This is a genomic window from Microbacterium sp. ABRD28, assembly GCF_003850245.1.
GTDB lineage: Bacteria > Actinomycetota > Actinomycetes > Actinomycetales > Microbacteriaceae > Microbacterium.
The window spans coordinates 469,500-485,393 of the sequence record NZ_CP031015.1; the positions used below are offsets into that span (position 1 = coordinate 469,500).

Annotated in this window: 21 protein-coding genes; 10 read left to right on the forward strand and 11 right to left on the reverse strand. The window is 71.2% G+C overall.

Going from position 1 to position 15,894, the window contains the following annotated elements:
* Positions 1–27 precede the first annotated feature (27 nt).
* Genes DT073_RS02405 through DT073_RS02425 form a run of 5 tightly spaced genes read right to left on the reverse strand, consistent with a single transcriptional unit; the run spans position 28 to position 3,065 of the window.
* Positions 28–870 carry an endonuclease/exonuclease/phosphatase family protein gene (locus tag DT073_RS02405; RefSeq protein ID WP_124291945.1) on the reverse strand — a complete coding sequence of 281 codons (843 nt, stop codon included), beginning with the start codon at positions 868–870 and terminating at the stop codon, positions 28–30.
* A gap of 5 nt (positions 871–875) precedes the next feature.
* Positions 876–1,073 (reverse strand): hypothetical protein, encoded by a 198-nt coding sequence (locus tag DT073_RS02410; protein ID WP_124291946.1) that lies wholly within the window; start codon positions 1,071–1,073, stop codon positions 876–878.
* Between the two features lie 40 nt (positions 1,074–1,113).
* On the reverse strand, positions 1,114–1,710 hold the full coding sequence (locus DT073_RS02415) for a DUF1349 domain-containing protein (RefSeq protein ID WP_124291947.1): 597 nt from the start codon (positions 1,708–1,710) through the stop codon (positions 1,114–1,116).
* Positions 1,707–2,132, reverse strand: coding sequence for a DUF2256 and DUF3253 domain-containing protein (locus tag DT073_RS02420; protein ID WP_124291948.1), 426 nt, complete (start codon positions 2,130–2,132; stop codon positions 1,707–1,709). Before DT073_RS02420 ends, DT073_RS02415 begins: the two co-directional genes overlap by 4 nt.
* A gap of 27 nt (positions 2,133–2,159) precedes the next feature.
* On the reverse strand, positions 2,160–3,065 hold the full coding sequence (locus DT073_RS02425) for an alanyl-tRNA editing protein (protein WP_240638699.1): 906 nt from the start codon (positions 3,063–3,065) through the stop codon (positions 2,160–2,162).
* 42 nt (positions 3,066–3,107) lie between these two features.
* Here DT073_RS02425 and DT073_RS02430 point away from each other — a divergent pair, with 42 nt between their 5' ends.
* Both DT073_RS02430 and DT073_RS02435 read left to right on the forward strand, forming a co-directional pair.
* On the forward strand, positions 3,108–4,160 hold the full coding sequence (locus tag DT073_RS02430) for an alcohol dehydrogenase catalytic domain-containing protein (protein ID WP_124291949.1): 1,053 nt from the start codon (positions 3,108–3,110) through the stop codon (positions 4,158–4,160).
* Positions 4,161–4,186: 26 nt separating this feature from the next.
* Positions 4,187–4,567, forward strand: coding sequence for an Asp23/Gls24 family envelope stress response protein (locus DT073_RS02435; protein ID WP_124291950.1), 381 nt, complete (start codon positions 4,187–4,189; stop codon positions 4,565–4,567).
* On the opposite strand, the gene DT073_RS02440 is transcribed toward DT073_RS02435, so the two are convergent.
* A complete protein-coding gene (locus tag DT073_RS02440) occupies positions 4,551–5,864 on the reverse strand; it encodes an MFS transporter (RefSeq protein WP_164478129.1) in 1,314 nt (437 codons plus the stop codon). The genes DT073_RS02435 and DT073_RS02440 overlap by 17 nt on opposite strands.
* Positions 5,865–5,866: 2 nt before the next feature.
* Complete coding sequence (locus tag DT073_RS02445) at positions 5,867–6,910, reverse strand: zinc-binding dehydrogenase (RefSeq protein WP_205782991.1); 1,044 nt, start codon at positions 6,908–6,910, stop codon at positions 5,867–5,869.
* Positions 6,911–7,096: 186 nt separating this feature from the next.
* Here DT073_RS02445 and DT073_RS02450 point away from each other — a divergent pair, with 186 nt between their 5' ends.
* Together DT073_RS02450 and DT073_RS02455 are read left to right on the forward strand one after the other, a co-directional pair.
* Entirely contained in the window at positions 7,097–7,402 is a 306-nt protein-coding gene (locus tag DT073_RS02450; RefSeq protein WP_124291952.1) for a hypothetical protein, read from the forward strand.
* Between the two features lie 103 nt (positions 7,403–7,505).
* Positions 7,506–7,991: a VanZ family protein gene (locus DT073_RS02455; protein WP_124291953.1), complete on the forward strand. Its 486-nt coding sequence runs from the start codon at positions 7,506–7,508 to the stop codon at positions 7,989–7,991.
* Here DT073_RS02455 and DT073_RS15785 read toward each other — a convergent pair.
* Both DT073_RS15785 and DT073_RS02460 read right to left on the reverse strand, forming a co-directional pair.
* Positions 7,949–8,098: a hypothetical protein gene (locus DT073_RS15785; RefSeq protein ID WP_164478097.1), complete on the reverse strand. Its 150-nt coding sequence runs from the start codon at positions 8,096–8,098 to the stop codon at positions 7,949–7,951. The genes DT073_RS02455 and DT073_RS15785 overlap by 43 nt on opposite strands.
* Positions 8,098–8,976, reverse strand: coding sequence for a VOC family protein (locus DT073_RS02460; RefSeq protein WP_124291954.1), 879 nt, complete (start codon positions 8,974–8,976; stop codon positions 8,098–8,100). Before DT073_RS02460 ends, DT073_RS15785 begins: the two co-directional genes overlap by 1 nt.
* 177 nt (positions 8,977–9,153) lie before the next feature.
* On the opposite strand from DT073_RS02460, the gene dhaK reads away from it, so the two are divergent.
* From dhaK to DT073_RS02490, 6 genes are all read left to right on the forward strand, one after another.
* The gene (gene dhaK / locus DT073_RS02465; protein WP_124291955.1) at positions 9,154–10,149 is read left to right on the forward strand and encodes a dihydroxyacetone kinase subunit DhaK; all 996 of its coding nucleotides are present in this window, start codon (positions 9,154–9,156) and stop codon (positions 10,147–10,149) included.
* Between the two features lies 1 nt (position 10,150).
* Positions 10,151–10,798 carry a dihydroxyacetone kinase subunit DhaL gene (dhaL, locus tag DT073_RS02470; RefSeq protein ID WP_124291956.1) on the forward strand — a complete coding sequence of 216 codons (648 nt, stop codon included), beginning with the start codon at positions 10,151–10,153 and terminating at the stop codon, positions 10,796–10,798.
* Positions 10,795–11,511: an HPr family phosphocarrier protein gene (locus DT073_RS02475; RefSeq protein WP_124291957.1), complete on the forward strand. Its 717-nt coding sequence runs from the start codon at positions 10,795–10,797 to the stop codon at positions 11,509–11,511. The genes dhaL and DT073_RS02475 overlap by 4 nt, the downstream gene beginning before the upstream one ends.
* Positions 11,512–11,583: 72 nt before the next feature.
* Positions 11,584–12,426 carry a GNAT family N-acetyltransferase gene (locus DT073_RS02480; RefSeq protein ID WP_124291958.1) on the forward strand — a complete coding sequence of 281 codons (843 nt, stop codon included), beginning with the start codon at positions 11,584–11,586 and terminating at the stop codon, positions 12,424–12,426.
* Between the two features lie 75 nt (positions 12,427–12,501).
* Positions 12,502–12,753 carry a hypothetical protein gene (locus DT073_RS02485; RefSeq protein WP_124291959.1) on the forward strand — a complete coding sequence of 84 codons (252 nt, stop codon included), beginning with the start codon at positions 12,502–12,504 and terminating at the stop codon, positions 12,751–12,753.
* Positions 12,754–12,805: 52 nt separating this feature from the next.
* Positions 12,806–13,843, forward strand: coding sequence for a GNAT family N-acetyltransferase (locus DT073_RS02490; RefSeq protein WP_124291960.1), 1,038 nt, complete (start codon positions 12,806–12,808; stop codon positions 13,841–13,843).
* On the opposite strand, the gene gad is transcribed toward DT073_RS02490, so the two are convergent.
* Together gad and DT073_RS02500 are read right to left on the reverse strand one after the other, a co-directional pair.
* Positions 13,840–15,444: a glutamate decarboxylase gene (gene gad / locus DT073_RS02495; protein ID WP_124291961.1), complete on the reverse strand. Its 1,605-nt coding sequence runs from the start codon at positions 15,442–15,444 to the stop codon at positions 13,840–13,842. The two genes, DT073_RS02490 and gad, sit on opposite strands and share 4 nt — an antisense overlap.
* 5 nt (positions 15,445–15,449) lie before the next feature.
* Entirely contained in the window at positions 15,450–15,845 is a 396-nt protein-coding gene (locus DT073_RS02500) for a RidA family protein (RefSeq protein ID WP_124291962.1), read from the reverse strand.
* Between the last annotated feature and the right edge of the window lie 49 nt (positions 15,846–15,894).

The window sequence follows — 15,894 nt, forward strand, 5'->3', positions numbered from 1 at the left end:
CCCGCAGTCCGGCGACGACGCCGCCGCTCAGTCCAGGGCGTGATCGGCGCGTCGCTCGGGAAGTCGCAGCACGGCCTGGACCGGCAGGTGGTCCGAGGGCCGGCGGCCCTGCGGGGCCGACGGGTTGATCGCGACGCGCTCCACCTCGATGTCGCGTGTGACGACGATCCAGTCGATGCGCTTCCGGCCCACGCGGGGATCACCGTAGTTCGGGAAGGTGCCCCATTCGGGCGTGACCCGCTCGTCGGCGACCGCCCAGGCGTCTCGCAGCGCCGCATCCCGCAGCAGCTCCCTGATCGGCACCGTCCCCTCCCCGGAGTTGAGGTCGCCCACCACCACGCCCGGGAGCGCCGTCTCGGCAACGAGGAGGCGCACGGCCTCGGCCGAGCGACGCCTCGCCGTCCGGGAGATGTGGTCGAAGTGCGTGTTCACCACGACGAACGCCGCGGATGTCGCCCGGTCGCGCAGCCGCGCGATGACCGCGACGCGGGGCACCCTGTTGCCCCACGAACGCGATCCGGGCTCATCCGGATGGTCCGACAGGGCGATCTGCCGCCAGCTCTCGAGCTCGAGGCGGTCGGCGTCGAAGAAGAGCGGGCAGGCTTCTCCCCCGCCATCCCGGCGTCGTCCGTGACCGATCGCCACGTAACCCGGGCCGAGCGCGGCATGGACGTCGCGCGCCTGGTCGGGGAGAGCCTCCTGCACACCCAGGACGTGGGGCCGTTCCGCTCCCAGCAGTGCGGCGACCGCGGCTCGCCGGTGACTCCACCGGTCCACGCGCCGCAGCGTCGGAGAAAGCCGACGGCGGATGTTGAAGGTCATGACGTGCAGGGCGGGCGGCGCCACGGGTCCGATCAGGGGGGACGACATCCCTTTCAGGCGCCCGAGATGCGGGTCCAGGCGGCCTTTCCCTCGGCGCGACGGGCCGCTTCGTACGGAGACGGAGTCGCGGCCTGCCCGACCCGGAGCGTGTCGTCATGCGGCGTCGACGTCTTGCGTCGAGGCCGGGTGACCCACAACGCCACCGCCGTGACACCGGCGGCGATGCCTCCGAGTGCCAACAGCTCGATCATGCTCAGAGCGTACGCCCGCGCGGCGGGCGGGAGGGCCGGATCAGTGGATCGACGCGTCCGCTTCGGTCAGCCGCCAGGAGTGGAACACCACGGTCAGTCCGGCGCGAGACGGCGCGGCGACGAGCGGACCCGCCGATGCCTCGGCGGCGCCGTCGAACGGCGCCAGCCGCAGCAGCCGCATCGGCTCGCCGGCCACACCGCCGCGCACCGTGATCGCGTCGTCACCCCGGCTCACCCGGATGACCAGGCGATGGCCGCTCCACCCGGGCACGGCGCCGACCGACCAGTCCGAACGCCGGTCGGTGACGACGGCGCCCGCACCGAGCTCACCATCGCAGAACTCCACACCGCTCTTGATCCAGCGCTCCTCGTCGATCCGCACGAAGATCCCGGCCTGATCGAACTGCTCGGTGAAATCGGCCGTGAACTCGACTTCCATCGCCGAACCGACGGGGAACGGGGCGATGAGCCCGTGCTCGGAGGCGTGCTCGAAGCCGTACGCGGTGCGCAGCCAGGCGTCGCTGCCTTCGACGGCCGTGACGACCAGGTCGTCACCGCGCCGTTCGGCGGAGACGGGCTCGTGGGTCCAACGCCCCTCGGACCAATCGAGACGGCGGGGAGAGATCGAGGTGCTCATGCCTCCATCGTCGCACCGGAGGCGGGGCTGCGCCGGATGCGGATCGGCCCCTTCGCCGTCGACGGGTCGACCACACGGCCGCCCTGGGTGATCTCCACTTCACCTGCCGCGACGAGGCGCCGCGCGGCCCGCCGCGCGGGCTCCATCAGCTCACGCCATTCCTCGCCGCCGACGGCCTTCGCCGCTTCGGACGGACACATCGACGAGCTCGCCGCACGCGACGCGAGGGTCTGCCGGATCGACGCCTCGAGCTCACGGTCGATGGGCGTCACACCGCGGCGGCGGCACGCATCGGAGCAGTACTTCACCGCGTCCCAGTTCGCCGCCCATCGGGCGCGGTACTCCATGGTGCGGCCGCAGGACGCGCAGATCTTCGGATGCCGCGGCTCGGCGGCATCCGAACCTCTCCGTGCGCGACCCATGTCTCCATGGTGCCGCGCGAGAGAGGGTCAGAGGGCCGGACGACCCGTCGTCGTCATCGTGATCTCGCGGGCTCCCTCGACGTCGCGGGCTCCGAGGGCCACTGACACCGACGAGAAGGCGCCGAGGCGCGCGGCGTGGGTGCCGCCGCAGGGGATCTCGACCGTGGCGTCCGGAAGCTCGCACACCCAGGCGCGGCGCGACGACAGTCCGTCTCCGTCGCGCTCGATGCGGACGGCGGCGTCGGAGACTACCCATTCCGCGAGCAGCATGTTCGCGTGCGATTCGATCGCGGGGAGGTCATCGAGCCCGGCGGCGGAGAAACCCTTCCGCCGCAACGACTTGCCGACCCGGTAGACGTCCACCGAACCCTCGGGATGGATGCGGCTCGTCTGGATCGCCAGTGCGTCGAAGTCGGGGTGGCCGAGCGCATCCCTCATGACGTCTTTCGTCCACGCCCCCGCGAGGGCGGCATTCAGGGCGAGGGAGGCGAGGTGGCAGACGGTGTGTCCGGACGAGAGCGCGGCGCGATGATCGGCATCGACGACCGCGTCCACCTCGGCGCCCACCGCGGGCGCCGAGCCCTCGACGATGTGCGCGACGACGAAGACCCAGCCCTCCGTCCCGATCCGCACGGGCAGGTCGGACCCGAGGAAGAGGCGACCGTCCTGGATGCCACCGACCACCGCGTCGACGACGGGGAACGTCTGCCCTGCGGCCTCGAGGGTCGCGCGGTCGGCGGGCTGATCGGGCCAGGCCGCGGTGACGGGATGCACGCACGTGACGTCGAGCAGGACAGCGGAACGCCCGTCGCCGAGTTCCTCGACATGCAGCACCCGTCCGGTGCTCGATGTGGCGCCCTGGGGGTACGTCACGACGGTGTCGGTGTCGGGCAGGCCGGTCGGGGCGGAAGGGGTGACGCGAGGCTCGGGCACGCCCCCACCCTAGACGGCGGTCGGGGCGGGTAGATTCGCCCTGTGCGCGCCGTCCTCATCCATGCCGTCCGCGGCATGCCCACCGTGACCGACGTCGCCGAGCTCGCGGCGCCAGAGGGAGGCGTCGTCGTCGACGTCCGCGCGACGGGCCTGTGCCGCAGCGACTGGCACGCCTGGGCCGGCCGCGACGAGATCACCTTCCCGCACGTGCCCGGCCACGAACTGGCGGGCGTCGTCTCCGAGCTCGGCGCGGGCGTCGCCCGTTTCCGTGTCGGCGACCGCGTCACGGTGCCCTTCGTCTGCGGGTGCGGAACGTGCGAGTGGTGCCGGGCGGGGGATGCCCAGGTGTGCCCCGACCAGCAGCAGCCGGGGTTCACCCACTGGGGATCCTTCGCGGAGAGGGTGGCCCTCCACGCCGCCGACACGAATCTCGTCGCCCTCCCCGACGCGGTGTCGTTCGAGGCCGCCGCTGCGCTCGGCTGCCGGTTCGCGACGGCCTTCCGGGCGCTGACCGCCCGGGCCCGCGTCGCGCCCGGCGAATGGGTGACCGTGGTGGGGGCGGGCGGCGTGGGCCTCAGCATCGTGATGATCGCGGTCGCCCTCGGCGCGAGGGTGATCGCCATCGACACCAACCCCCGCGCGCTCGCGGTGGCGAGCCGCCTCGGTGCGGCGCACGTCGTCGTCGGGGGCGCGGACGCACCGCCCGTCCCCGATGTCGTCCGCGAGCTGACCGGCGGCGGTTCGCACGTCTCGGTCGACGCGGTCGGCAGCGCTCAGACCGCCGCGGATGCGGTGCTGAGCCTCCGCCGCCGCGGACGGCACGTGCAGATCGGACTGCTGCCGACGGACGACGGCCGCTCCCCCGTTCCCATGGCGCGTGCGATCGCCTGGGAGCTCGACATCCTCGGCAGCCACGGGATGCCGGCGGCGGACTACCCCGGGATGATGGAGCTCGTCGCGGCGGGCAGGCTCCGCCCGCAGGACCTCATCGAGCGCGTGATCGGGCTCGACGAGGCATCCGCGCTCCTCCCCCGCTTCGACACCGCCGCGCCCGCGGGAATGACGATGATCGACCCGCACCTCGTGCTCCCCTAGGATCGCTCCGACGGAGGGGGACGCCGATGACGGCTGGGTATGAACCGGGGTACGGCCAGGGTTATGGGCCCGGGTACGCGGCGATGCCGACGCCGCAGCCGGCGCGGAAGAAGATCTTCGACATCCTCGGGCTCATCGCCGTCATCATCGCGATGGTCGGGCTGGTGCCGACACTCTTCGTCTTCCTCATCGGGCTCATCCCCGAGATGAACGCCATCTGGTGGCTGCTGATCGCCCTCATCCCGATGCTCGGCATCGGCGGGGCACTCGTGCTGCTGCTGGCGATCATCGGGTTGATCGTGGGCATCACGCGCAAGCGCCGCTACGGCCTCTCGATCACCGGCGTCGTGCTGGGTGTCATGATGCTGGTGCCGATCGGACTGCTGTACTTCAGCTCGACCGTGTGACACCGGAGGCGCGGGGAACCATTCGCCGCTCGACGACCGCCATCACCAGGATCGACGCCATCGCGACGATCGCGAGCCCGATCGTGAGGATCGCCAGCCCGTCGAAGAGCAGCCACTCGGCGAAGACGCCGCCCAGGACGTTGCCGAGCAGGTAGCCCGCGCCCACGACCACCGAGTACACCCCCATGATCAGACCGCGGTCCTCGCGGAACTCGGACGAGATGTCGCTGAGGTGGGTGAGGGCGGCGGGGGTGAACCCCGCTTCGAGGAACATCCCCGCGATCACGATCGGGATCGCGACCGCCAGCGGTGCGCCGCGATTGAGCAGCAGCAGTCCGATCGACGCGACGACCGCGCCCGCCACGGTGACGAAGAGGGTGGGGATCGTCGGCAGGCGGCCGATGAAGAACGCCCACGCCACGATGCACAGGCTGAAGACGAGCACGTAGACGCCGAGGACGGCGGAGAGGCCCGCCTCGTTGTCGGCGAAGGCGCCGGGGAGGAGCTGGCCCTCGGCGGTGCGGTCGCCGGCGAGCACGAAGGTGATCTGCGAGGTGACCCAGGTGCCGAGGATGGCGTTGACCGCGATCCACGCCGGCAGGAAAGCGAGCAGGCGCGGTTGGCCGATGATCCGGATGCGCTCACGGACGCCACGCGTCCGCCGGGGCGTCGCGCCCGCGGCATCCGGTCGCACGAAGACGACCACCAGCAGGGATGCCGCGACATAGACGGCCGCGAGGGCGACGAACGACCACAGTCCCCACGCTCCGTACAGGAGCGGACCGGTCACCGCTCCGAGCGCGATGCCGCCGGAGGACGACAGCTCGTAGATGCTCGTCACGCGGCCCCGTCGCATCCGGTCGTCGTCGCTGGCGTCGGCGAGCAGGCCGAGGGTCGCGGGGGCGGCGATCGCGGCTCCCGCCCCGTCGAGGAGGCGGGATGCCGCGACGACCGCGATCACGAGGGCGGCGGACGGCGCCACGGCGATCAGCGACGCGCCGGGGGTGATGAGGATGCCGGCGGCGGCGAGCAAGGGCGCCGCGATGAGGAAGACGCGACGCCCCCGCCGGTCGCTCGCCGATCCCGCGATCGGGGCGAGGACGAGCTCGGCGAGGAAGCTCAGCCCCGAGAGCACCCCCAGGATGAGGGCGCCGACGGGTGCTCCGGCGCGAGCGAGGTCGACGAAGTAGGCCCCGAGCGCCAGCGCGCCGGCGGCCGACGCGGTGCGCAGGAGGAACTGGGCGACGAGCACCGCCGGCGTGCCGACGGGGCGCGCTACCGTGCGGGGAGCTGCCACCCTCAGACCGTGACGAGCACTTTGAGTGCTTCGCGCGCGTCCATGGCGGCATACCCGGCCGGCACCTCGTCGATCGGCATCGTGACGTCGAAGACGCGACCGGGCTCGATGGTGCCGTCGAGCACCTGCGGGATGGCTTCCTCGATGTAGGCGCGCACCGGTGCGGGGCCGCCGGTGAGCGTGAGGTTCCGCCCGAAGAGGGAGCGGAAGCCCACCCCCGCCTCCTCGTACTGCGGCACGCCGACCCGGGAGATCACTCCTCCCGTCCGCGCGACACGATACGACTGCTCGTAGGCGGGCATGTGTCCGACGGCTTCGAGCACGGCGTGGGTTCCCAGGCCGTCGGTGATCTCGAGCACGCGCTGGACGCCCTCATCGCCGCGCTCGGGCACGACGTGGGTCGCGCCCCACTCGACGCCGAGGTCGGTGCGCGCGCGGTGACGGCCCATCAGGATGATGGTCTCGGCGCCCAGCTGCTTCGCCGCGAGCACCGCCGACAGACCCACCGCGCCATCCCCGACGACGGTGACGGTCTGGCCGGGACGCACCCGGGCCATGAACGCGGCGTGATAACCGGTGAGGTACACATCCGACAGGGTGAGGAGCGACGGGAGCACCGCGGTGTCATCCTCGGTCACCCCCGGCACGGGGACGAGGCTGCCGTCGGCGAGAGGGATGCGGGAGAGCTCGGCCTGGAGGCCCGCGGTCTGGCGCGTGGCGTAGAAGCCGCCGTGCGGGCAGGCCGTCTGGAAGCCGTCGCGGCAGGTGGGGCAGGTGTTGTCCGACCAGGCGAACGGGGCGATGACGAGATCGCCCTTCTTCACCGTCGTCACCGCGGAACCGGTCTCCTCGACGACGCCGAGCAGCTCGTGCCCCATGCTCTGGCCGCGCGAGGAGGGCTTCATCGAGTGATAGGGATGCAGGTCGGAGCCGCAGATGCACGTGCGGACGGTGCGGACGATCGCGTCGGTCGGCTGCTGGATGACGGGATCGGCGACCTCTTCGACGCGCACGTCGCCGGCGCCGTACATGATGGTGGCCTTCATCGCGTTCTCCCCTGCAGCGTCATGTCTTCATCGAAGCACAGCGCGAGCGGCCCCGGGCCTCGTCGTCCGCGCATCTGCCGGCGGCGACCCGTCGAGAACGGCGACTCGGCGGAGACCGAGACCGCCGAATTCGACGGGTCGTGACGCACGCGGGGCCAGGCGCGCCCTGCCCACTACGCTCGCACCATGGAGGAGTGGGAAGACGACGCGGCGGCGACCCTCGAGCGCCTGAGCGGATCGAAGATGGCAGATGCGTACGTGGGCACCATCCGGATCCTCTCCCTCACGCCGCCCACCCTCCGCCGGCGCTACCAGACCTGCACGATGGACGTGGCGCTCGAAGCGCCCGGACTCGAGAGCGAGACCCTGCAGACCGAGGTCGTGCTCGACAAGCGGTACTGGCCCGAGGTGGGAACCGTGCTGCGCGCCCGCATCTCGCGGCGCAAGCCGCGGATGATCGACGCCGACTGGGAGGCGCTCGCCCGCCGGTGAGCGCGCTCCGGCCGCCACGCGACGCCTGGGAAAGGGCGGTGCAGAGGTGCTGGGGTTGCCGTATCGCGTTGACGTGCCGGCGCACGCCCGGTTCGATCGAACCATGAGCAGCACCGCCTCGCCCGCCGTTCGACGGACGGTGTCGGCCGCCGTGTTCCTGCTGGGCGCGCTCTACACGAGCCTCGTGCTGTGGGTGACGCTTCGCCCGCTGCCGTGGGCGACCGAGGGGTCGGAGGCGCGCTGGGGCATCCTCAACCCCGCCGCGTGGACCGATGAGGCGGCGTGGACCGACGGGCGGAGCCTTGAGATCCTGCTGAACGTCCTGATGTTCGTGCCGATCGGGGTTGCCACCGGCCTGCTCCTGCGGGGCGCGCTCGCGCTCGCGCTGCCCCTGCTGCTCACCCTCGGGATCGAGCTGGCGCAGATCCCCCTCGACCGCATCTCCCACCCGCGGGACCTCGTCGCGAACGGGCTGGGCGCCGTGGTCGGCGTGGCGCTTGCCGCCATCATCCGTCGTCATCCCGCCTGGCCGGGACGCACGCGCGTTCAGTCGAAGGTGTCGGTCCAGGACGCGATGTCGACGCCGTGATCGTCGGGCGACGCCGGCGACCACCATCGCGGCGCGTACGTGTCGTCGGCACGCCTGACCGTCGCCACCGCCTGCGCCGCACCGTCGTCTGACACGAGACGGGACATCAGGCGACGGTGGCGAAGACCGCGTTCCGCCAGGGGTCGTCGAAGGAGAGTCCCCGGCCGTCGTCGCGCACCGCGACGCCGTGGTGCTGCAGACGCTCACCGAGCTCGCCGAGGTCGTCGGCATCGGGGAGCACCAGGTCGACGCGACCGAGCCCGAGCGCCGGCATGCGGGGGCCCGCGCCCCTCGAGTTCCAGACGTTCATCGCCATGTGGTGGTGGTATCCGCCCGCACTGACGAAGAGGGCCGAACCCCGGAGATCGGCGGTCTCGGCGAAGCCGAGGCCGTCGACGTAGAACGCCCGCGCGCTGGCGATGTCGCCCACCGACAGATGCACGTGGCCCACGCCTGCGGTGTCACGGGCGGTGGCTCCCGCCGCGGCATCCTCCGTCAGGTGCTCGCGGAGGAACGCGTTGGGGTCGAGGAAGAGCGTCCCCATCTCGACGCGCCCGTGCGTCCACGACCACTCGGTGCGCTCCCGATCCCAGTACAGCTCGATGCCGTTTCCCTCGGGGTCGGTGAAGTAGAACGCCTGGCTGACCAGGTGATCGGCGCTGCCGGTGAAGGTCTGCGGCGCCTGACGCGCCACCGAGTACACCGCGGCGGCGAGCGCCGCCTGCGATTCGAACAGGATGGCCGTGTGGTAGAGCCCGGCTGCGCCCTGCGGCGCATGACGGAGCTCGGGCGCGTGGACGAGGATGACGATGGCTCGCCCCGCACGCCCGAGAGTGACGGTGTCGCCCTCGGCCCCCAGCACCTCGAGAGTGACGACATCGCGGTAGAACCGCGTCATCGCGTCGAGGTCGCCGACGAGAAGGGTCACCGGGCCCATCGCCGTGGCGTCGGCGAGCCGGGAAGAGGTCTGGCCCGTGGCATCCATGTCCTGTCCAACCTCGGCAGCGAACCCGGCATTCCGCGACGCGCGGGGACGCCCCGCTCCTTCGAACTCCCCAAGAACCCATACCGAAACCCCACCGGATGTGTCTACTGTCATCTCAGGTGCGCAGATCCCGGTCGCGCGCCGGCCACCGAGGCACTCGATGAAGAGGAGACCCGCATGAAGAAGCTCATCAATGCCCCCGCAACGGTGCTCGCTGACGCGCTGCGAGGGGTGGAGGCCGCCCATCCCGAACTCGAGGTCGACCACGAGAACCGTCTGGTGCTGCGCCCGACCGCCGGCAACGAAGGCCAGGTCGCGCTCGTCTCGGGTGGCGGCTCGGGGCACGAGCCGTTGCACAGCGGTTTCGTCGGCCCGGGCATGCTCGCCGCGGCCTGCGCGGGCGAGATCTTCACCTCGCCCACCCCTGACCAGATGCTCGCCGCTGCGACGAAGGTGAACACCGGCGCCGGCGTGCTCTTCATCGTGAAGAACTACACCGGCGACGTGCTGAACTTCGAGATGGCCGCCGACCTCGCCAAGGATGAGGGGATCGAGACGGCGTCGGTCCTGGTGGCCGACGACGTCGCGGTCGAGGACTCGACCTGGACGGCCGGGCGCCGGGGCATCGGCGGCACCGTCATCGTCGAGAAGGTCGCGGGGGCCGCCGCCGCCGAAGGCCGCCCCCTCGGCGAGGTGGCCGCCGTGGCCGAGAAGGTCTCGAAGGCGAGCCGGTCGATGGGCGTCGCCCTCACCAGCTGCACGGTGCCCTCCGCCGGCAAGCCCAGCTTCGACCTGCCCGAGGACGAGATCGAGATGGGCGTCGGCATCCACGGCGAGCCCGGTCGTACGCGCGTGCCGCTCGCGAGCGCGCACGACATCGCCGAGGAGCTCGTCTCGTCGATCACCGCCGACCTGAACTTCACGGGCGGGCCGGTGATCGCCATGCTGACGGGCCTCGGCGGCACCCCGCTGATCGAGCTGTACGTCGTCTACGCCGAAGTGGCCGCGGCGCTGAAGCAACGCGGCATCGAGGTCGCCCGCTCCCTGGTGGGCGACTACATCACGAGCCTCGACATGGCCGGGTGCTCGCTCACCCTCACCCAGGCGGATGACGAGGTGCTGCGCCTGTGGGATGCCCCCGTCAACACCAGCGGCCTGCGATGGGGTGCCTGAGATGACGGATGCCGTCACCACCGCCACGCTGCAGGACTGGCTCCGCCGCGCCGCCGCGGCGCTCAGCGAGAACGCCGACTACCTCACCCAGCTCGACTCGGCGATCGGCGATGCCGACCACGGCACGAACATGAACCGTGGGTTCACCGCCATCACCGCCAAGCTCGATGCAGGCTCGCCCGCCGACATCCCCGCCCTGTTCAAAACCGTCGGGATGACGCTGATCTCGTCCGTCGGCGGCGCGAGCGGACCCCTGTACGGCACCCTGTTCCTCGAGATGGGCAAGAACTCTCCCGCAGACGGTGAGATGAGCGCAGCCGACCTTGAGAACGCGCTGCGTGCCGGGGTGGCGGGCATCGTCGCGCGCGGTCACGCCGAGGTGGGCGACAAGACGATGGTCGACGCACTCGACCCGGCGATCGATGCCCTGTCGGCGTCGGTCGCCTCGGGCGCGTCGGCGGCCGATGCGGTGACGGCGGCAGCGGAGGCGGCGCAGAAGGGATCGGACGCCACCGAGCCGCTCGTCGCGCGCAAGGGCCGAGCCTCGTACCTCGGCGAGCGCAGCGCCGGGCACATCGACCCCGGTTCGGTGTCGGCGACGATTCTGCTGCGGACGATGAGCGAGGCGCTGACGGAGTCTGCGGGGTGATCGGCTTCGTCGTCGTCTCGCACAGCCGTCCCCTGGCCGAGGCGGCGCTCGACCTCGCGATGCAGATGGTGCACGACGAACCCCCGCCGGTGCGGATCGCTTCGGGCGCCCAGGGCGGATTCGGCACCGACGCGGCCGCGATCGCCGACGCGATCGACGAGCTCGCCGACGCCGACGGGGTGCTGATCATGACCGACCTCGGCTCGGCGGTGCTGAGCGCTGAGCTGGCCCTCGACCTGCGCGAGTCGTCGCAGCCGGTGCGGATCAGCGACGGGCCGTTCGTGGAGGGCTTGACCGCAGGCATCGTGCGGGCCCTCTCGGGCTGCACCCTCGACGAGGTCGCCGCTGAAGCCCGGGGCGCCCTGGCCGCAAAGCGGCGGGACGAGGCAGACGAAGCTCCGCAACCGGCGGATTCTGCACCGGCGCCTGTCGACGGGATCACCGCCGAGGAGCCGCTGGTCAACAAGGTCGGACTGCACTCGCGCCCGGCGGCGACGCTCGTCCGCGCCGTGCGGACGTTCACCGCCGACATCCGGATCTCGAACGCCACCTCGGGAGCCGGACCGGTGAAGGCCAACAGTATGGTCGGCCTGCTGTCGTTGGGAGCGTCCAAGGGCGACGTTCTGCGCATCGAAGCCGACGGGCCCGACGCCGAGCAGGCGGTCGCCGCCCTGCGGGATCTGGTGAAGGGCGGCTTCGGCGAGAACGACTGAGCGCTGGGCCACCCGGCACGAACCGGACTGCCCGGCGCTGACCGCCCGGGCACCGCGCGCTACGGTCTGACCATGGGATTCGAGATCGGCACGGCGAGCGCCGCCGAAGTGACGATGATGGCCGAGTGGGCTGCGGCCGAGGGGTGGAACCCGGGCGTCACCGACGCGCAGGCGTTCGCCGTCGCCGACCCCCGCGGGTTCCTCATCGGCCGGCTCGACGGCGAGCCCGTGACATCCATCTCGGTCATCGGCTACGGCGACGCGTTCGGGTTCCTCGGTATGTACATCGCCCGCCCCGATGTGCGGGGGAAGGGCCTCGGTTTCCAGACGTGGCGGGCCGGAATGGAACGGATGACGGGACGCGTCGTCGCCCTGGACGGGGTCGTCGCGCAGCAGGAGAACTACCGTCGGTCGGGGTTCGGCCCGGCGTGGACGAACATCCGGTATGAGGGCGCTCCGGCGACCGCGTCGCCGCCCGCGGGTGTGCGCCTCGTCGATGCCCGAGACATCCCGTTCGACCGCCTGGCGGCGTACGACCGGCGCTTCTTCGGGGCGCCCCGCGACGCGTTCCTCGCGGCGTGGGTGAGCCTGCCCGCGCGGAGCGCCCGGGTCGCCCTGCGCGGCGACGAGATCGTCGGGTTCTCGGTGCTGCGCGATGCCCCTGCCGCCTCGCGGCTCGGACCCGTCTTCACCGACGACGCTGCGATCGCCTCGGCGCTCGCCAGCGCGCTCGCGGAGGACCTCGGAGCGACCTCGGTGGCCGTCGACGTGCCCGGCGTCAATCCGCGCGCCGTGGCATGGGCGCAGGCGCAGGGGTGGGCGCCGTCGTTCGAGACGGCCCGCATGTACACGGGAGAGCCGCCGCGGATCGACACCGACGGCCTCTTCGGGATCACGAGCCTCGAGCTGGGGTGATATCCGCTGTCAACCTGATGCCGCGGGGCGGCCCTCGGGCGTAGCGTGTGGGGTACGACGACGAAGGAGACGATCGTGAGCGACAGGTCCACCCCCGATGAGGGCGAGTACACCGACGAAGAAACGCGCAGCGGCCGTTTCACCCACCAAGGCGACGAAGTGCCGGGGCAGTACGAAGACGCCGAGCGGGCAGATGGCACGCGCACCGCGGATCACCGCGGAGCCCCTGGCGAGTACGAGGATGCCGAAGGGCGCGACGGCACCCGCACCCACCCCGAGGGAACGCCCGGCGAGTACACCGACGTCGATCAGGACGGTCACCGCTAGGCGCCCGCGCCCGGGCCGGATCGACTCCTGCGGCCCTGAGTAGGGTGGGCCCGTGAGCGAGGACAGCACGGTCGGAACCCGATTCGGCGATCACGGGGAGCCGGTGTCGCCGCAGCATCCGGATGTCGCGCTGTGGCGAACCGCCACGCGCGACGACATCGACGCCATCCACGGCGTCTTCGCTGCGGCGGATGCCGTCGATCACCCCTCCTGGGTCACTCCTCGCGAGGAGGTGGCCGACACGTTCGACCTTCCCCACATCGACCACACGCGCGACACCCTGATCGGGTTCGCCGAGGATGGGACGGCGGTCGCCGCGGGCAGCTCGTTCCTTCACCCTTCGCGGGATGAGAAGTTCAGCGTGCACCTCGCAGGTTCCGTGCATCCCGCGTGGCGCCGGCGCGGCATCGGCCGCGAGCTGTTCGCGTGGCAGAACGCCCGGGCGGAGCAGCAGGTCGCCGAGGCCGCTGCGGAGGCGACGGTGGAGCTGCCCGCGGAGCTGAAGACGTACGCCGAGGCGATCAACGTCGGTCATCAGGCCCTTGCCGCGTCGTTCGGCTTCACCCCGGAGCGGTGGTTCGCCACGATGGTGCGGCAGCGATCCGCCGTGCCCGACGTGACGAAGCCCGACGGTGTCGAGGTCGTCGCATACTCGAGCGATCGGGAAGACGACGCCCGCACGGCGCGCAACGACGCGTTCCGCGACCACTGGGGCAGTCTCCCTTCGACCCCGCAGGGGTGGGGGAAGTTCGTCGGCAGCGAATTCTTCCGCGGCGACCTCTCCCGACTCGTCGTCGACGCCGACGGACGGATCATCGCCTTCTGCCTCGTCACCGTGAACCATGACGACTGGGAGGCCCGGGGACGCAGCAACGCGTACATCGACCTCATCGGCGTGGTGCGTGACCGGCGCCGTGAAGGGCTCGCGCCACTCGTCATCTCCCACGCGCTGCGCGCCATCGCCGACGCCGACATCGACGAGGCGATCCTCGACGTCGACACCGAGAGCCCGACCGGCGCGAACACGCTCTATTCGGGCCTGGGTTTCGTCGCCGAGGAGCGCTCGGTCGCGCTCGTCCGGCGTCCCTAGTGATGGAAGCTGCCCGCCTCCTCCTCTGACATCGGCACCGTGATCGGGTGGTTGTCGAAGTGGGCGATGGCCGAGCGGTAATCGTCCATCAGCAGTGACGCCTCGTCGCGACCGAAGCCGTGGCGGACGAGGATGCGCTGCACCACCGTGTTCTCGCAGTCGGCCGGGAGCGAGTAGGCCGGCACGAGCCATCCCCGCGTGCGCAGCCGGTCGGCCAGATCGAAGAGGGTGAAGGGCGCCTCCTGCCCGGGTTTCAGCCGCCAGGAGATCGCAGGGATGCCACCTGCCGGCGCCCCGTCATGGATGATCTCGAACGGGCCGAGCTGGGCGATCTCCGCGGCGATGTGCTGCGCAGTGTCGTAGCAAGACTGCTGCACCCGGCGGTAACCCTCGCGTCCGAGGCGGAGCAGCAGATAGTACTGGGCGATGACCTGCCCGGCCGGCCGGGAGAAATTCAGGGCGAAGCTCGGCATGTTGCCGCCGAGGTAGTTCACGTCGAAGATGAGGTCCTTCGGCAGGTCGGCGGCGTCGCGCCAGATGATCCATCCGACACCCAGCGGCGCGAGCCCGAACTTGTGGCCGCTGGCGTTGATCGACTTCACCCTCGGCAGTCGGAAGTCCCACACCAGGTCGGGCGTGACGAAGGGGGCGAGGAACCCGCCGCTGGCGGCGTCGACGTGCATCGGCACATCCAGCCCGGTGTCGCGCTGAAGCTGATCGAGCGCATCGCTGATGGCGCTGACCGGCTCGTACGCGCCGGTGAAGGTCACCCCGAGCGTCGGCACGACACCGATCGTGTTCTCGTCGACCCGGGCCAGCGCCTCCTCAGGGGTCATCAGGAGGCGGTTCTGCGCCATCGGGACTTCCCGGAGCTCGACGTCCCAGTAGCGCGCGAACTTGTGCCAGCAGACCTGCACGGGCCCGGTGACGAGGTTCGGCCGGTCGGTCGGCTGGCCTGCCGCGCGGCGTCGTTCGCGCCACTTCCACAGCAGCGCCATCCCGCCGAGCATCGCCGCCTCGCTCGAACCCGTCGTGGACGTCCCCATGGTGTCGACGGCGTCGGGCGAGTTCCACAGGTCGGCGATGATGTGCACGCAGCGCTCCTCGATCGCCGCCGTCTGGGGATACTCGTCCTTGTCGACCATGTTCTTGTCGATCGAGCGCGCCATGATGTCCTGGATCTGCGGCTCGAGCCAGGTCTGACAGAAAGTCGCCAGGTTCTGCCGGGAGTTTCCGTCGAGCATCAGCTCGTCGACCACGATCTGGTGCGCTCGATCGGGCAGGTGCTCGTCGTCGGGGATGCGGTACTTCGGCAAGGTGCTCGCGGCATAGGGCGAGGCGAAGATCTCATCCAGCAGTTCGTCTCGGAGCGACTTCCGGTTGTGCAGCACTGCTTCCTCCTGAAGGAACCGTCGGTGCGCGAGACACGCGGCGAGGATGACGACGGCGGGGTCACCGCCATCGTGCCGGTGTTCCTGCGCGAGGACCAGACCCGGGATGCTTCGCGGGGGTGCGGCAGGGGTGACGTGGCGGGAGGTGCCCGCGGCGTTCGTCACGACGGTCGGCGGGGCTCCCGCCGACCGTCGTGGAGAGGAGGGCATGTCCGCTACGCGACCGCCGTCCCCTCGAGCTCGACCATCTGGCCGGGGATGGCCAACCGGCCCACCCCGAGCATCGTCGTCGTCGGGGCGACCCCGGCGGCGCCGAGCCGGGCAGCGAGCACGCCGTAGTGCGGCAACAGCGCGTCCACATCCGTGGTGTAGACGTTGAGCCGGACGAGATTCTTCAGTGACATCCCCGCAGCGGTGAGGACCCCCTCGAGGTTGTCCGCCGCCAAGGCGAGCTGAGCCGCGAGATCACCGTCATGCTCCGGCCGGCCGTCAGCGCTCATGGCGGTCTGTCCCGAGATGTAGAGGGTGCGGGTCTCTCCTGAGACGACCTCACCCTGGTTGAAGCCCATCGCCTGCGACCACGTCACCGGGTTGACTGCTGTTCGTTCCATTTCCACTCCGATCTCTGTGTGTGCGGGAGCCGGCGGGCGGTGGCCGCGT

Excerpts from the sequence above, each read along its gene's own strand:
- DT073_RS02405 (WP_124291945.1), bottom strand. The coding sequence starts at position 870 with ATGTCGTCCCCCCTGATCGGACCCGTGGCGCCGCCCGCCCTGCACGTC.
- DT073_RS02410 (WP_124291946.1), bottom strand. The coding sequence starts at position 1,073 with ATGATCGAGCTGTTGGCACTCGGAGGCATCGCCGCCGGTGTCACGGCG.
- DT073_RS02415 (WP_124291947.1), bottom strand. The coding sequence starts at position 1,710 with ATGAGCACCTCGATCTCTCCCCGCCGTCTCGATTGGTCCGAGGGGCGT.
- DT073_RS02420 (WP_124291948.1), bottom strand. The coding sequence starts at position 2,132 with ATGGGTCGCGCACGGAGAGGTTCGGATGCCGCCGAGCCGCGGCATCCG.
- DT073_RS02435 (WP_124291950.1), top strand. The coding sequence starts at position 4,187 with ATGACGGCTGGGTATGAACCGGGGTACGGCCAGGGTTATGGGCCCGGG.
- DT073_RS02445 (WP_205782991.1), bottom strand. The coding sequence starts at position 6,910 with ATGAAGGCCACCATCATGTACGGCGCCGGCGACGTGCGCGTCGAAGAG.
- DT073_RS02450 (WP_124291952.1), top strand. The coding sequence starts at position 7,097 with ATGGAGGAGTGGGAAGACGACGCGGCGGCGACCCTCGAGCGCCTGAGC.
- DT073_RS02455 (WP_124291953.1), top strand. The coding sequence starts at position 7,506 with ATGAGCAGCACCGCCTCGCCCGCCGTTCGACGGACGGTGTCGGCCGCC.
- DT073_RS15785 (WP_164478097.1), bottom strand. The coding sequence starts at position 8,098 with ATGTCCCGTCTCGTGTCAGACGACGGTGCGGCGCAGGCGGTGGCGACG.
- DT073_RS02460 (WP_124291954.1), bottom strand. The coding sequence starts at position 8,976 with ATGGATGCCACGGGCCAGACCTCTTCCCGGCTCGCCGACGCCACGGCG.
- dhaK (WP_124291955.1), top strand. The coding sequence starts at position 9,154 with ATGAAGAAGCTCATCAATGCCCCCGCAACGGTGCTCGCTGACGCGCTG.
- dhaL (WP_124291956.1), top strand. The coding sequence starts at position 10,151 with ATGACGGATGCCGTCACCACCGCCACGCTGCAGGACTGGCTCCGCCGC.
- DT073_RS02480 (WP_124291958.1), top strand. The coding sequence starts at position 11,584 with ATGGGATTCGAGATCGGCACGGCGAGCGCCGCCGAAGTGACGATGATG.
- gad (WP_124291961.1), bottom strand. The coding sequence starts at position 15,444 with ATGCCCTCCTCTCCACGACGGTCGGCGGGAGCCCCGCCGACCGTCGTG.
- DT073_RS02500 (WP_124291962.1), bottom strand. The coding sequence starts at position 15,845 with ATGGAACGAACAGCAGTCAACCCGGTGACGTGGTCGCAGGCGATGGGC.